Raw genomic sequence first — 15,707 nt, forward strand, 5'->3', positions numbered from 1 at the left:
ACCGACGGTCGTCCCGGCGCTCCCGAACGACTATTCCCCCAAGGGGGACAGCGGCTGCGGATGCGGGGCCGGTGCGGGAACGGCCTCCGGGCTCTGGCTGTTGGTCGGGGTGATTGTTCAGCTCCGACGTGCGCGCGCGAAAGCGGCCCACGCGAAGCGTTGACTCGGCGGGGGCACCTGCCTACGGTCGCCCGCCTTCTTTACGAGATTCATGACGGTGGGCCGCGAAGGCCCACTCCTTCAAGGAGACGAGACACACCATGGCCATCAAGCTCGCCATCAACGGCTTCGGTCGTATCGGTCGCTGCATCCTGCGCGCCGCGCTCAGCCGCAAGGAAGACCTCGAGATCGTCGCCATCAACGACCTCGACAAGCCGGCGGCGCTGGCCCACCTGTTCAAGTACGACTCCGTTCACCGCACGTGGCCGGGCGAGGTGAGCCACACGGACAAGGGCATCGTCGTCAACGGCAAGGAGATCGCCGTCACCGCGGAGAAGGACCCCTCCGCGCTGCCCTGGAAGAACATGAACGTGGACGTGGTGATGGAGTGCACCGGCCGCTTCACCGCGCGCGACGCCGCCGCCAAGCACCTGGCCGCGGGCGCCAAGAAGGTCATCATCTCCGCGCCGGCCAAGGGCCCGGACATGACCATCGCGTACGGCATCAACCACCACGAGTACGACCCGGCCAAGCACCACATCGTGTCCAACGCCTCGTGCACCACCAACTGCCTGGCGCCCATCGCCAAGGTGCTGGTGGACAACTTCGGCATCGAGAAGGGCCTGATGACGACGGTGCACAGCTACACCAACGACCAGCGCATCCTGGACCTCACCCACGACGACATGCGCCGCGCCCGCGCCGCCGCGCTGTCCATGATCCCCACCAGCACCGGCGCCGCGAAGGCCATCGGTGAGGTGCTGCCGGCGCTCAAGGGCAAGATGCACGGCCTGTCCGTCCGCGTCCCCACCCCGAACGTGTCCCTGGTGGACCTGACGGTGAACACCTCCAAGAAGGTCACCGCCGAAGAGGTCATCGCCGCGATGAAGGCCGCCGCTAACGGCGCGCTCAAGGGCGTGCTCGAGTTCAGCGACGCGCAGACGGTGTCCGTGGACTACAACGGCAACCCGCACTCGGCCATCTTCGACGCCACCAACTGCTACGTGATGGGCGACAACCTGCTCAAGGTCATGGCCTGGTACGACAACGAGTGGGGCTTCTCCAACCGCATGGTCGACACGGCGAAGTTCCTCGTGTCCAAGGGCGTGGCGTAAGCCTCACCGCACTGGCACCCCAGGCTGACCGAGACAGGCACAAGGGACACCCAAGATGATCCGCTACATCGATGACCTGCAGTTGACCGGCAAGCGCGTCTTCATCCGCGTGGACTTCAACGTCCCGCTGGAGGGGCGCCGCGTCACCGACGACACCCGCATCCGTGAGGCGCTGCCCACCATCCGGCGCGCGCTGGAGATGGGCGGCAAGGTCATCCTGGCGTCCCACCTCGGTCGGCCCAAGGGGCCGGACCCCAAGCTGTCCACGGTGCTCGTCGCGGAGAAGCTCGCGGAGCTCCTCGGCGGCAAGCACGAGGTCATCCACGCGGACGACTGCGTGGGTGACAACGTGAAGAAGCAGGTGAATGACTTGAAGGCGGGCCAGGTCCTCCTCTTGGAGAACCTGCGCTTCCACAAGGAGGAGGAGGCGAACGACGAGGCCTTCTCGCGCGAGCTGGCGGCGCTGGCGGACGTCTACGTCAACGACGCGTTCGGCACGGCGCACCGCGCGCACGCGTCCACGGCCGGCATGGTGCCCTTCGTGAAGGAGAAGGCCGCCGGCTTCCTGATGCGCAAGGAGATCGAGTACCTGGGCGACAAGGTCCTGCGCAACCCGCAGAAGCCCTTCGTGGCCATCCTGGGCGGCTCCAAGGTGAGCGACAAGATCAAGGTCATCGAGAGCCTGCTGCCCAAGGTGGACGCGCTGCTCGTGGGCGGCGCCATGGCGTACACGTTCCTCAAGGCCCAGGGCATCGAAGTGGGCAAGAGCCGGGTGGAGGAGGGCGACAAGCTGGCGCTGGCGGCGAAGCTGCTGGACACGGCCAAGCGCCTGAAGACGCCGCTGGTGCTCCCCATCGACCACATCGTGTGCGCGGACCTGGAGGGCAAGGGGCCGGTGAAGGAGACGCCGGATCAGGTCGTCCCCGCGGACATGATGGGCCTGGACATCGGCCCGAAGACGCGCGCGATGTTCACGCAGCGCATCCGCGACGCGAAGACGGTGGTGTGGAACGGGCCCATGGGCCTGTTCGAGGTGGCGAAGTTCGCGGAAGGCACGCGCTCGGTGGCCGCGGCGATGTCCATCAACAAGGACGCCACCACGGTGATTGGCGGCGGTGACAGCGCGGCGGCCGTGGAGCAGATGGGCTACGCGGACAAGATGAGCCACGTGTCCACGGGTGGTGGCGCGTCGCTGGAGTTCCTGGAGGGCCGGGAGCTGCCCGGCATCAAGGCGCTGGAGACGAAGTAGGGCACCCACGCGGTACGCACCGGGGGAGACACCACGATGGCTCGTCGGAAGATCGTCGCTGGCAACTGGAAGATGAACAAGACGGTGCCGGAAGCGCTCGCGCTGGTGCGGGAGCTTCGCGGCGCGGTGGCGGCCTTGGGCGACAAGGTCGAGGTGGCCATCGCGCCCCCGTTCGTGGCCCTGCAGCCGCTGCACATCGCGCTGGAGGGCGCCCCCCTCCAGCTGGCGGCGCAGAACTGTCACTGGGAGTCCTCGGGCGCCTTCACGGGCGAAATCAGCGCGTCGATGCTGGCGGAGCTGGGGTGCGCCTACGTCATCGTGGGGCACTCGGAGCGCCGGCAGTTCTTCGGCGAGACGGACGCCACGGTGAACAAGCGGGCCAAGGCGGTGAAGGCCGCCGGCATGACGCCCATCGTCTGCGTGGGTGAGACGCTGGCCGAGCGCGAGTCGAACCAGACGCTCACGGTGGTGGAGCGCCAGGTGCGCGGCGCGCTGGAGGGCTTCTCCGGGGCGGACGTGGCCACGTTCGTGCTGGCGTACGAGCCGGTGTGGGCGATTGGGACGGGCCGGACGGCGACCACGGCGCAGGCGCAGGAGGTCCACGCGGCCATCCGGGGGCTGCTGACCCGGATGTACGACGAGGGGACGGCCGAGCGGGTGCGCATCCAGTACGGCGGCAGCGTGAAGCCGGACAACGCGGCGGAATTGCTGGGGCAGCCGGACGTGGACGGGGCGCTCGTGGGGGGAGCGAGCCTCAAGGCGGCGGACTTCGTGGCCATCGTCAAGGCGGCCGGCTGAAGCCGGCATCCCCGTTAGAAGTTGTCACCCGTTGACCACTTTGTGTAGGTTGCGCCCTCTTTTCACGGAGCGTTGGGAACACCCATGCTGACCTTCTTCACGATCGTGCACGTCCTGCTCTGCGTGTTCATGATCTTCGTCATCTTGCTGCAGCCGGGGAAGGACGCCGGCATGGGTTCCGCCCTCGGTGGCGGCGCCGCGACGAGCGCCTTCGGTGGGCGCGGCGCGGTGACCTTCTTGAGCAAGCTGACGGGCGTCTGCGCCGGCTTGTTCTTCCTGACCTCGCTGGGCCTGTCCTTCGTGGGCCTGCGCGGCTCGGTGGCCGCGGGCGGTTCCGTGGCCACGCCGCCGGCGAAGACGGCCCCGGCGACCCCGGGCGCCACGACGCCGCCTCCGGCGAACCCGGGCGCGGTGGAGCAGGAGCGCACCGCGACGCCGCCGGCGGAGAGCCAGCAGGCTCCCGCGCCGACGACGCCTGCTCCGGCGCCCGCGCAGTAGCCGTCAGGAAGCATCGGATTCACGCGACCGTTGAAATGGTTGTTGCGTGAATCCACGGGGTCCGGTACATGGACCCCGCCGAAACGCCCAGGTGGTGGAACTGGTAGACACACCATCTTGAGGGGGTGGCGCCGAAAGGTGTGCGGGTTCGAATCCCGCCCTGGGCACTCCGAACAAGAGCCTCCGAGTCGAAAGACTCGGGGGCTTTTGTCGTTTCTGGGCTGTGGCCTCCGGGGCTTGTCCGGGGTGGCGCGACTTCTGCCGACTGCCCCGGCCCGCTCCTTCCGCCAGTGCAGTCTGTCTGATCGATGTCGGCGAGTGTTGCGGCCTCGCTGGCCTCGTAGGCCCCCATCATTCCCCTGCGGAACTTCCCCTCTGTGATGCGCATCCTCGCGAGGAAACGGAGTGTGCGGAGGCCGCGCGGGTCCTCCGGCAGGCTTATGCCTGTGCCGCACCGGATTAATGAGGCACGAGGTCGGTCTCAATCAGGCTGGTTGCTTGTGCAGCAAGTCCCGCCGAGCTTGGCTCTGCGAGAGGACGTCGTGGTGCTTCGGCGACGAGTGCTCGTTCTGCGGTCAATCTGGACAACCGTGGCCACTTGATCCGAACCTCCGAGTGCGGCGGCCACGCGGCCGCGCTGACCAGCTTTGACCAGGACCCCGTTCGTGAGCGCTCTCCAGAAGATCCTCGGCCAGTTCCGTGCCACCGCCGTCACGCCGCGTGAGCGTGGCACATACTTCGAAGAGCTGACGGTCGCGTACCTCAAGAACGAACCCGCGTACCGAGAGCTTTACCGCAGTGTCGAGACCTACGCTGCCTGGGCCGAGCGCCACAAACAGGACAAGCGCGACGTGGGGATCGACCTGGTGGCAGAGACCATCACGGACGAGGTCCATGCCATCCAGTGCAAGCTGTACGCGTCCGACTACCGCATCCAGAAGGGCGACATCGACAGCTTCTTCACGGCAGCGGGCAAGAAGCCGTTTACGCACCGGATCATCATCAGCACAACGGACCTGTGGAGCGAACACGCCGAGGAGGCACTTCGCAACCAGCACATTCCGGTAACAAAAATCGATCTAGCCACTCTTGAGAACAGCTCTATCGATTGGACGCAGTTCGCTCCGCGAAAGCAGCTGGTCCTCAGGGCGAAGAAGCAACTCCTTCCGCATCAAAAGGCGGCCCTGAAAGCGGTGTCCGCCGGGCTCAAAGAGCACGACCGCGGCAAGCTCATCATGGCGTGCGGAACGGGCAAGACCTTCACCAGTCTGAAGATTGCCGAAGAAGCTGCTGGCGAAGGTAAACGCGTACTGTTCCTCGTTCCGAGCCTTGCACTTCTGTCGCAGACCCTCACCGAGTGGACGCAGGAGAGCCAAACGCTTCTCCAGAGCTTCGCCGTCTGCTCCGATTCGGAAGTGGGCAAGAAGCGCAGCAAGGACAACGACGTCGTCCAGACGCTTGTTCACGAACTCCAATATCCGGCGACCACGAGTGCCTCGCGGCTCGCGACGGAAATGAAGAAGCGCCATGACGCCAAACACATGAGCGTCGTGTTCTCGACCTACCACTCCATTGATGTGCTTCACGAGGCTCAGAAGGAGCACGGACTTCCCAAGTTCGACCTCATCGTTTGCGACGAGGCGCACCGCACGACTGGCGCCAAATTCGAGGACGAGGAGGAGAGCCAATTCGTCAAGGTTCACGACGACAAATACATCTGCGGGAATAAGCGCCTGTATATGACGGCGACCCCTCGGATTTATGGCGACACGGCCAAGGCCACTGCCGAGCGGGACAACGTCGCCCTCTGCTCAATGGACGACGAGAAGCTGTACGGGCCGGAGTTTCACGTCCTCACATTCTCTGAGGCAGTGAAACGAGGCCTGCTCGTTGATTACAAGGTCATCGTACTTGCCATCGAAGAGTCGCACGTCAGCCGTAGAATTCAGAATCTCTTGAAGGACTCGAACAACGAGCTGCGAGTCGACGACGCCGCGAAAATCATAGGCTGCTGGAAGGCGCTCTCGAAGCATGGGCTCGAAGAAAACCTCACAGATGACCATGCCCCGATGAAGCGGGCGGTCGCTTTCTGCCAGGTCATCGAGCGCCAGAGGGGAGCAAAGGTCCACAAGGTCGGATCGAAAAACATCGCCGAGATGTTTCAAGCAGTTGTCGAGGCCTACCAGGAGAGCGGAACGGCACCCAGCGATGATGCAGCGTCGACGCATCTGCGGTGTGAGGCCGCGCATGTGGATGGCAGCATGAACGCCTCCGAGAAGGAGGCGAAGATCAACTGGCTCAAGTCGGAGACGCCCGAGGACACGTGCCGCATCTTGAGCAACGTGCGGTGCCTCTCGGAGGGCGTCGACGTGCCTGCCCTTGATGCCGTTCTCTTCCTCACGCCCCGCAACTCGCAGGTGGACGTCGTGCAGTCGGTCGGGCGCGTGATGCGGAAACCCGCCGACAGCAGCAAGAAGCGCGGATACATCGTTCTCCCCGTCGTCATCCCTGCGGGAGTCGAGCCACATGACGCCCTGAACGACAGCCAGACGTACAAGGTCGTGTGGCAGGTCCTTCAGGCCCTGCGGTCTCACGATGACCGCTTCGACGCGATGATCAACAAGCTTGATCTCGAGGCGAAGGACCCCACGAAGATGGAAGTCATCGCGGTTACAGACAGGGTAGCGAAGCGATCGCGCGCGAAGAGCGCCGACGATAAAAAGAAGGCCGCGAAGAGGGCCGCCAAGGCCGGACACAGCATTGGAGTCGCAGAGAGCACGATCAGTTACCCAGTACAGGACGAACTCGAATTCGAGATTGGTGAAATCGAGCATGCTATCTACGCCAAACTCGTCCAGAAGGTCGGCAATCGCCACCACTGGGAGGACTGGGCAAAGGACATCGCGAAGATCGCACGCACGCACATCGACCGGATCACCGGCATCTTGGAGGACGTCAAGAACACGCGTGAACGCGAGGCGTTCGAGCAGCTGGCAGAGGAACTGCGCGACGACCTGAACGACAACATCTCACGGGACGAAATCATCGAGATGTTGGCGCAACATCTCGTGACGAAGCCGGTCTTCGAGGCTCTCTTCTCCGGTCATAGCTTCGCCGCCGAAAACTCGATGTCCCGTGCAATGCAGGGCGTCCTTGACGCGCTCCACGAGCATCGCATTGAGAAAGAGGCGAGCACACTGGAGGCGTTCTACGATTCCGTGAAGATGCGCGCTGAGGGAATCGAGAGCGCCCAAGGCAAGCAGAAGATTGTTGTCGAACTATACGACAAGTTCTTCCGCAATGCGTTTCCGCAGATGTCAGAACGGCTGGGAATTGTTTACACGCCGGTTGAAATTGTCGACTTCATCCTGAAGAGCGTCGATCACATTCTTAGCACGGAATTTGGGCAGACAATTGGCAGTGAGGGCGTGCATGTTATTGACCCGTTCACTGGCACCGGCACGTTCATCACCCGCCTGATCCAGAGCGGACTAATCGCCAAGGACGACCTGCAGCGCAAGTATGCTAAGGAAATCCATGCGAATGAAATCGTCCTGCTCGCCTATTACATTGCGGCGATCAACATAGAGGCGAGCTACCACGGGATTGTCGGTGGGGAGTACATGCCCTTTGGGGGCATTTGTCTGACCGATACATTCCAACTCTACGAGAAGGATGATCTCGTCTCAAGAGTTCTGGCGGACAACAGTGCGCGACGGAAACGGCAGAAGAAACTCGACATTCGGGTGGTCGTCGGGAACCCCCCCTACTCCGTCGGCCAGGACAGTGAGAACGACAACAACGCAAACATTGCCTATCCGTCTCTCGACGCCCGCATCGCCGCGACATACGTGTCGCACTCCGATGCCAAACTCGCGAAGGGCAACTATGATAGCTATATCCGTGCCATTCGGTGGGCGAGCGACCGTATTGGAGACCGTGGGATCGTCGGCTTCGTTACGAACGCTGGGTTTGTCGAGGCCAACACCACCGACGGCCTCCGCCGATGCCTCGCTGAGGAGTTTACCAGCTTGTACGTCTTCCACCTCCGGGGAAACCAGCGTACCTCGGGCGAACTCTCCAGGAAGGAAGGCGGCAAGGTCTTCGGCAGTGGTAGTCGTGCCCCGGTAGCGATCTCATTCTTCGTGAAGAATCCGATGTCAAAGGAGAGAGGCGCCATCTACTTCCGAGACATCGGCGATTACCTCACGCGCGAGCAGAAGCTTGCGACCGTCGCGACCTTTGGCAGCGTTGCCGGTATTACTGCTGCGAACGGGTGGACCCGCATCACCCCCGACGCGCACGGTGATTGGCTCAAGCAGCGTGACGAGGGTTTCAGTCGTTTTCTCGTGATGGGTAGCAAGGAAAAAAACGACTCTTCATTGCGGCTGTTTGAGAACTTCTCACTCGGTGTCGTCACAGCACGCGATGGTTGGGCGTTCAACGCATCGAAGCGCGGTGTTGCTGAGAACATGGCGCGGATGGTTGCGTTCTACAATGCCGAACTTACGCGCTTCAATAAAGCTCACCCGGACCTTGATAAGAAGGGTCGCGAGCCAAGAATCGAGGCGTTCATCAGTACTGATCCAGTTAAAATCAGCTGGAGCCGGGCGCTGAAGAACGAGTTGGCGAAAGGAATCGCCTTGGAATTCGACGAGGGGCGAATCGTGCCGAGCCTTTACCGCCCCTTCACGAAGCAGTGGCTATATTTCGACCGCAAGCTTAACGAGATGGTCTACCAGATGCCCCGAATTTTCCCACACGCGACTGCGGGGAACCGAGCTATTATGGTCAAACAGCGCTGGTCTGGTATTGGACATCTTGCCTTGATGCTTGATGTTGTCTCGGAATTTCAGATAGATGGTGGCGCGCAGTGCTTCCCGCTTTATCTCTACGATAGCGATAGCGATAGCGATAACGACGCGGACGAAGGCGATAAGTCGCAGAAAAAACTTTTCGCCACCGCTAAGAAGATGCCTTCTGGCCTCGTGCGGAGGGACGGCATCACCGATGCAGCGCTAGAACACTTCCAGGCCGCCTATCCAGGCGAGGCAATCACGAAGGAAGACATCTTCTACTACGTCTACGGCATTCTTCACTCGTCCGATTATCGCGAGAGATACGCTGACAACCTTGGCAAAGAACTCCCACGTATCCCCCGCGTGAACAAGGCCGATGACTTCTGGGCGTTCAGTCGTGCAGGCCGCATGCTCGGCGACCTGCACGTTGGGTTTGAGCAAGTTGGGGAGTACCCAGTTCGTATCGAAGGCCCGGCCAAGCCCACCGGTGCAAGCTACCGCGTCGAGAAGATGAAGTTTGGTAAGGGCAAGGACAAGAGCGTCATCCATTACAACGACTTTGTCACTGTTCGCGACATCCCGCTGGATGCTTACGAGTACGTTGTGAACGGCAAGCCGGCGATTGAATGGGTGATGGAGCGCCAGAGCATTACCACCGACAAGGCGAGCGGCATCGTGAAGGACGCGAACTCCTGGGCGAACGAGACTGTTAGAGATCCGCGTTACCCGCTATCTCTGCTGCTGTGTGTCATCACTGTGAGCCTTGAGACGATGAAGATCGTCAGGTCACTTCCTGCCCTGGAGATTCTGGACGAAGGTATGTCTTCAGTTGGAGCGAGCGCCTCGGTTGCTTGAAACAACTTGGCGCTACCAGCGGCCTTCGGGGTTCGGGGGAAGGGATTGCCTCAGGCACGCTACCTGGGCGGTGCAGAGGCGCGTTAGCGCTTCCTGGGCGGGAAGCTCTACGCGACGGGAACGGGGGCACACTGCTGTTCCCGGAGAACGACGGTACTCTGCGGCCGAGAGCCTTCGCTGCCGTGGGCACGGGGTGGACAATGCGCGCTAACGTCCTGCTGCTGGCCCTTGCCGTGCTGGCGACAGGTTGCGTCTCGGTGCCGCCCACGCCTCGTCCAGGCGCGAGCCTGAGCTACACGGAGCGCCCAGCCGCCAGTCCAGAGTGGGCGCAGTCGCCGCGCGAGGTGGTGCCTCCCACTCGGGCCTCTCCGCGGACGTCCCTCGCGGCTTCCGGGGAGCGAGCGCGGCTGGCGCGCCACTGGAATGTCCGCGAGGAAGCGGCGGGCGAGGGCTCGCGAGCAACGGCAGGATCCGTGGGCGGCAGTCTGTCTCGCCGGGACACGAAGCAAGACGCCTGGGAGAAGCTCCTCGTGGCCGCAGGCCTGGAGGCCCAGGACTTGCGGCCTGTGGCCGTTGAGAGGCTGACATCCATGCAGGCCGCGCGGCTGCTGGGGCAGTTGATGCAGAAGCCCGTGACGCTGGGCAACTTCCCTCCCCGAATGGCGGCTGCCTTCCTGCTGCGCGAGGTGCTGGAGGGCGGCGACGTTTCGCGAGAGGAGCTGCTGCGCCGGGTGGAGCGCTTTTCCCGCGAGCAGGTGGCTGTCCTCCGGCCGGATGGCTACCTCGCGTGGGCCCTCAATGGAAACACACAGCAGAGGGTGGCACCCGTCGAATGGAAGAACGGCGCGTTTCGCGCGCACGGCTTCGAAGTGGGGCGCTTCTACAGCGGCAAGGGCGGTGTCTTCCGGCAAGTCGATGCCCAGCTTCAGGCTTCCGACTGGCGGCCTCTGGCCGAAGTGTACAGCGACGCGGATGTCGTCAGTCGCTCGCTGGATGGTGCACAGGATGTCTTCGTGGAGCTGTACCTCGCGCTGGGGCAGGCCCTCTCCCGCCCCATGGACAGCCTCGCGGCGTTGAGCAACCTGCCGGCCGGCGTGGCTGCGCTCATCGCGTCGTCGCCCGCGTACTGGGAGCGCTTCCGGTACATGACTCGGGGCGAGCAGATTCGCGAGGTGGCGCGGCTGACGACGAGCTTCATCGTGACCTGGGGCGCGGCCTCGGCCACGACGCGGACGTTGACGGGTGTGGCTGCTGGCGTCGAAGCCACGGTGCCGGTGCTCTCGCTTTCAGTGGAGGGCGCGCTGGTCGTCGAGCGCGTCACGGTGCCGGTGGGGCGCGCGGCATCGGTTTTGAGTGGAGGGCCCGGGGCGGCCATCATCCTTCAGCGGACCGGCACGGCTTCGGGGCAGCCCTCGTCCCCAGGGGAGCAAGGTCCGGGGCGGTGGGAGAATGCCAGCGAAAGCATGAGCGAGGCATCTCGCAAGTACCAGGCCCAGGTCACCGAGGCGCCGGTAGGCAAGGTCTACAAGGTCCAAGAGGTAAAATTCGACGGCTTCAAGATGGGGGTGCTCCTTGAAACAAAGGGGCCGGGCTATGCCCGGTTCCTCAAGGATGGGAGTTTCAGGACCTGGTTCCGAGGCGCTGACGGAATGCTTGAGCAAGCAAAGCGACAATTCAAGGCGGCCAGGGGCATTCCGATCCATTGGCATTTCGCGGAGCGCGAAGTTGCTGACGCCGTGCGGGACCTGTTCAGGAACGAAGGGCTTGGCACCATCAAGGTCGTATTCACCCCGCCGTCTCTGTAGGTGACAGCCCCAATGAACGAGAAATATTACCTGGGGGCGTACTGGCCGGGGCGGGTTGAGTCAGTCGAGTCATACGCTCGACGGGCCGAGGCCTTCTTCCGGCTCCTGGCGCCTGTCGAACCGACGTTCAACCGATGGTTCGAGAAGGCCGGGACTCGTGCCGCTGCGCTCAAGCACCCACTTGTGCCGAATGAGGAGTCGCTGCTCAAGCTCTTCGGGAAGAAGTACCGGAATGATGAGGCTGGCGTTTCTTTCTCTGCATGGAACGGAGAGCCTGATGGTGCAAGCACTGGCGTCAGGCTGTCCTGTGGATCCACCTCAGAACTCCTGGGGGATCTTTGCGTCATGGACCTTCCGACAGGAGGTGAAGCCAGAGAGCGCATTCTCACCGCGCCCGTCATTTCGCAGGCGCTTCGCGCAGCGGCTTTGGCTTGGGACCCTGGATGGGGCATCGCGACGTCTACGGCGCATCGAGACAGGGTGTCGGAGTTCGCGGTGCCGGGCACGTTCGTGGGCTGGGTCACGTACCTGTCTCGTCGTTTGGGTCCGGTGCCCCCGCTTCCCGCTCCAGTGCAGATCGAATTGGTCGAGGACAAAGGAACGCTGATCGTCATGTGTCCTGAGCGCTTCACGGTAAGCAATCCGGAGCACCTCGCGCTCGCCGAGCAGGTACATGACCAGCTCAACCGGGCGGGACTGTTGAAGCCGATTCAGCCCCAGGGCTAAGTACACCGGCACAGATTCGATGTGCCGGCTCGCGGATCCGGGAACTCGCAGCCCGGAAGATTCGCCCAGCCCTGCACCCCGCCTGGGGAGAATGTCGGCCCGGAGGCGGCGATACCGTAGTGGGACGTGGCCTTGGGCTCGCCCGCGCAAAGGCCTGATTTTATTGGCGCGCCTTGACGTGATTTGCAGGGTTCGAATCCCGCCCTGGGCACTCCGACAGAGGCCTCCGAGTCCAAGCGACTCGGGGGGCGTTTCTGGCCCAGGCTTCAGGGAGACGCGCACTGCCCGCTGCTTTGTGGCGGCGGATCCAGCCGGTATCGTCCGCGGCGGATGAAGCAGCCATGAGTGATTCACCTCGCACCGTCTTCCGGCAGGAAGCCCTGGAGCACCATGCCCGCCCCGAGGCCCGGGGGGGCCTGCTGCGCCTGATGCCGGGGTGGATCCACGCGACGTGGTGGGTCCTCGTGGGGCTGGTGGTGGTGGGCGCCGTGGGCCTGTCCCTCGTTGAGATCAACGACTACGCACGCGGCCCGGTGCTGGTGCGCGTCAAGGGACTGGAGGAGGTCACCTCCACGGAGGGGGGCCGCGTCAGCCGGGTGCTGGTGCGCCGCGGTGAGCGCGTCCGCGCGGGCCAGCCGCTGGTGGAGCTGTACGCGGGCGGTGAGGTGGCCGATCGGGAGCGGGTGGATCAGGAGTTCCGCTCACAGCTCGCCGCGTGGCTCCTGGAGCCGGCCAACCCGGGGACCCGGCAGGCGCTGGCGGGCCTTCGCGCCCAGCTGGAGCTGAGCGAGGCGCGCATGTCCGAGCGCGTGCTGAAGGCCCCTTGCGACGGCCGCGTCGGCGAGGTGCGCGTGCGTGAGCAGCAGTTCCTCCAGCCGGGCGAGGTGGTCGCCTCGCTGGTGCGCGACGGCGCGGAGACGTGGGCCGTGGCGCTGCTGCCCGGCCAGTACCGCCCACTCCTGCACCCGGGCCAGCCGCTGCGGCTGGAGCTCACCGGCTTCCCCTATTCCTATCAGATGCTGGAGGTCGCCTCCGTGAGCGATGACCTGGTGGGCCCGGCCGAGGTGCGGCGCCTGCTGGGCCCCGGCCTCAAGGACGCCCTCACCGTGACGGACGGCCCGCTGGTGCTGGTGGAGGCGAAGCTGCCCTCCGAGACCTTCCAGACGGGCGACGACACCTACGCCTACTTCACCGGCATGCCCGGCCAGGCCTGGGTGAAGGTCCGCGCTCGCAATGGCTGGGTGACCCTGCTGCCGGTGCTGGAGTTGCTCGGGAAACGCCGTGGCTGATCCTTCGTTCTTCGAGCGCTTCCCCGCGCTGGGCCGCCTGGGGGAGCGGCTGGGCCGCCGGCGCATTCCCTACGTGGCGCAGCTGGCGTCGGCGGACTGCGGCGCGGCGTGTCTGGCCATGGTGCTGGGCTACTGGGGCCGGCACGTGGGGCTGGATGAGGTGCACGCCGCTACCGGGCTGACCACCCGGGGCATCAGCGCGCGCACGCTGCTGGAGACGGGCCGCCGCTTCGGGCTCGTGGGCCGCGCGGTGCACGTGGACATGGAGCAGCTCCACCTGCTGACGCCCGGCGCGGTGCTGCACTGGGAGTTCCGCCACTTCGTCGTCTTCGAGCGGCTGGCGCGCCAGGGCGTGGACGTGGTGGACCCGAACTTCGGCCGGCGCCGCGTGCCGCTGGAGCAGTTCCGCAAGGCCTTCACCGGCGTGGCGCTGCTCTTCGAGCCCTCGGAGACCTTCGAGACGTCCGCGCCCCGCCAGGGGTCGCACCGCTACCTGCACCTGCTGCTCCAGGAGCGCCCCGCGCTGCTGCGGGTGGCGGTGATGTCGCTGCTCCTGCAGCTCTTCGCCCTCGCCTTGCCCTCGCTCACGGGCGCGGTGGTGGACCGGGTGGTGCCCAGCGGGGACACGCCGCTGTTGGCCACGCTGGCCGCGGGCATGGCGGCGCTGGTGGGCTTCCAGTTCCTGTCCTCGTTCGTCCGCGCGCACCTGCTCTTGCAGCTGCGCACGCATCTGGACGCTCGGCTGACGCTCGGCTTCCTGGACCACCTGGTCCACCTGCCGTTCTCCTTCTTCCAGCTGCGCTCGGCGGGCGACCTGATGAACCGCCTGAACAGCAATGCCACCGTGCGGGAGATGCTGACGTCGGGCGCGCTCTCCACGCTGCTGGACGGCAGCATGGTGCTGCTCTACCTGGGCCTGCTGCTGGCCGGCAGTCCCCGGATGGGCGCGCTGGTGTCCGGCCTGGCGCTGCTCCAGGTGCTGGTGTTCGTCTTCGCCAGCCGCCGCCAGCGGGAGCTGATGGCGAAGAACCTGGAGATCACCGCGTCCGCGCAGAACTACCAGGTGGAGATGTTCTCCGGCATCCAGACGCTCAAGGCGCTGGGGCTGGAGGACAAGGCCGTGCAGCACTGGTCCAGCGTCTACGTGGACGTGCTCAACGTGTCGCTGGAGCGCGGACGGCTGGAGGCGCTCACCGAGTCCATTACCAGCACCCTGCGCATGGCGTCCCCGCTGGTGGTGCTGGGCACCGGGGCCCTGCTCGTCATGGAAGGCCAGCTCTCGATGGGAGAGATGCTGGCGATGAACGCCCTGGCGGCGGGCTTCCTGCTGCCCATCTCCAACCTGGTGACGACGGCCTTCCAGCTCCAGCTGGTGCGCAGCTACCTGGCCCGCGTGGACGACGTGCTGCAGGCCCCCACCGAGCAGCCGCCCGGGACGCGCCACCGCGCCCACACGCTCCAGGGCCGCATCCAGGTGGAGAACGTGTCGTTCCGCTACGGGACGAACTCGCCGCCGGTGGTGCGGGACGTGTCCGTCACCATCGAGCCGGGCCAGTTCGTGGCCATCGTCGGCGCGTCCGGGGCCGGCAAGTCCAGCCTCGCGCACCTGCTGCTGGGGCTGTACCTGCCCTCGTCCGGCTCCATCCGCTTCGACGGCGTGCCGCTGGCGGAGATGGACCTGAAGGAGGTGCGCCGGCAGATGGGCGTGGTGCTGCAGAACCCGTCGCTGTTCCGCGGGGACATCCGCCGCAACATCGCCTACGCGGATCCGCTGCTGCCGCTGGAGACCGTGCAGGCGGCGGCGAAGCGCGCCCAGGTGCACGACGACATCGCCGCCATGCCCATGGGCTACGAGACGGTGTTGAGCGAGATGGGCTCGTCGCTGTCCGGTGGCCAGCGGCAGCGCATGGCGCTGGCTCGCGCCCTGGTGGGAAACCCTGCCATCCTCCTGCTGGACGAGGCCACCAACGCGCTGGACGCGAAGACGGAGCGCGCGGTGCAGGACGCCATCGCGGAGCTGCGCTGCACCCGCGTGGTGATTGCCCACCGGCTGAGCACCGTGCGCGAGGCGGACCTCATCCTGGTGATGAACGGAGGCCAGTTGGTGGAGCGTGGCACGCACGCGGAGCTGATGGAGCGCCGGGGCGAGTACTTCGAGCTGGTCTCCGCCCAGGAGGGCCCCCGGAAGGCTGCGGGCTGAGCGCATGCGCTTCGCTCCGGACGTCGTCGTGGACCTCACCCCGCTGCCCGACGTGGGAGAGCTGCCCTTCTCGGAGATTCTCTACGGGCTGCTGCGGCGGGGCTTCGAGCCCGGCGGCTCGCGGCGCCTGCTGGAGGACACCAACGCGCGGCTGAGGCGGCCCCTGCTGCGGCCCGGGGCCGTGGAGCTGTCTCTTATACAAATCTCCGAGCCC

Annotated in this window: 11 protein-coding genes and 1 tRNA gene; all 12 read left to right on the plus strand. The window is 65.0% G+C overall.

What is annotated here, in order from left to right; all coding sequences use genetic code 11:
* A partial coding sequence (locus D7X55_RS44740; protein WP_233609970.1) for an MYXO-CTERM sorting domain-containing protein occupies positions 1–163 on the plus strand: 163 nt, incomplete at its 5' end.
* A gap of 97 nt (positions 164–260) precedes the next feature.
* Positions 261–1,274: a type I glyceraldehyde-3-phosphate dehydrogenase gene (gene gap / locus D7X55_RS21005; RefSeq protein WP_121723997.1), complete on the plus strand. Its 1,014-nt coding sequence runs from the start codon at positions 261–263 to the stop codon at positions 1,272–1,274.
* 55 nt (positions 1,275–1,329) lie between these two features.
* Entirely contained in the window at positions 1,330–2,523 is a 1,194-nt protein-coding gene (locus D7X55_RS21010; RefSeq protein ID WP_121723998.1) for a phosphoglycerate kinase, read from the plus strand.
* Between the two features lie 36 nt (positions 2,524–2,559).
* On the plus strand, positions 2,560–3,321 hold the full coding sequence (tpiA, locus tag D7X55_RS21015; RefSeq protein WP_121723999.1) for a triose-phosphate isomerase: 762 nt from the start codon (positions 2,560–2,562) through the stop codon (positions 3,319–3,321).
* Between the two features lie 84 nt (positions 3,322–3,405).
* Complete coding sequence (gene secG, locus D7X55_RS21020) at positions 3,406–3,819, plus strand: preprotein translocase subunit SecG (protein ID WP_121724000.1); 414 nt, start codon at positions 3,406–3,408, stop codon at positions 3,817–3,819.
* Between the two features lie 85 nt (positions 3,820–3,904).
* Positions 3,905–3,986: transfer RNA gene (locus tag D7X55_RS21025), tRNA-Leu, on the plus strand.
* 498 nt (positions 3,987–4,484) lie between these two features.
* Entirely contained in the window at positions 4,485–9,473 is a 4,989-nt protein-coding gene (locus D7X55_RS21030; protein WP_121724001.1) for a type ISP restriction/modification enzyme, read from the plus strand.
* A gap of 530 nt (positions 9,474–10,003) precedes the next feature.
* Positions 10,004–11,278, plus strand: coding sequence for a Tox-REase-5 domain-containing protein (locus D7X55_RS45520; RefSeq protein ID WP_304988897.1), 1,275 nt, complete (start codon positions 10,004–10,006; stop codon positions 11,276–11,278).
* Between the two features lie 12 nt (positions 11,279–11,290).
* Positions 11,291–12,004, plus strand: a complete 714-nt coding sequence (locus tag D7X55_RS21040; protein ID WP_121724003.1) for an immunity 52 family protein — start codon at positions 11,291–11,293, stop codon at positions 12,002–12,004.
* 341 nt (positions 12,005–12,345) lie between these two features.
* Positions 12,346–13,293: an efflux RND transporter periplasmic adaptor subunit gene (locus D7X55_RS21045; RefSeq protein WP_121724004.1), complete on the plus strand. Its 948-nt coding sequence runs from the start codon at positions 12,346–12,348 to the stop codon at positions 13,291–13,293.
* Complete coding sequence (locus tag D7X55_RS21050; protein ID WP_121724005.1) at positions 13,286–15,493, plus strand: peptidase domain-containing ABC transporter; 2,208 nt, start codon at positions 13,286–13,288, stop codon at positions 15,491–15,493. The genes D7X55_RS21045 and D7X55_RS21050 overlap by 8 nt, the downstream gene beginning before the upstream one ends.
* A 4-nt stretch (positions 15,494–15,497) precedes the next feature.
* A partial coding sequence (locus D7X55_RS21055; protein WP_147470158.1) for a hypothetical protein occupies positions 15,498–15,707 on the plus strand: 210 nt, incomplete at its 3' end.

Source organism: Corallococcus sp. AB049A, from assembly GCF_003668885.1.
GTDB classification, from domain to species: Bacteria; Myxococcota; Myxococcia; order Myxococcales; family Myxococcaceae; genus Corallococcus; species Corallococcus interemptor.

What these genes read in the sequence shown, in the direction of transcription:
- D7X55_RS21040 (WP_121724003.1), top strand. Translation starts at nt 11,291, where the DNA reads ATGAACGAGAAATATTACCTGGGGGCGTACTGGCCGGGGCGGGTTGAG.
- tpiA (WP_121723999.1), top strand. Translation starts at nt 2,560, where the DNA reads ATGGCTCGTCGGAAGATCGTCGCTGGCAACTGGAAGATGAACAAGACG.
- D7X55_RS21010 (WP_121723998.1), top strand. Translation starts at nt 1,330, where the DNA reads ATGATCCGCTACATCGATGACCTGCAGTTGACCGGCAAGCGCGTCTTC.
- D7X55_RS21045 (WP_121724004.1), top strand. Translation starts at nt 12,346, where the DNA reads ATGAGTGATTCACCTCGCACCGTCTTCCGGCAGGAAGCCCTGGAGCAC.
- gap (WP_121723997.1), top strand. Translation starts at nt 261, where the DNA reads ATGGCCATCAAGCTCGCCATCAACGGCTTCGGTCGTATCGGTCGCTGC.
- secG (WP_121724000.1), top strand. Translation starts at nt 3,406, where the DNA reads ATGCTGACCTTCTTCACGATCGTGCACGTCCTGCTCTGCGTGTTCATG.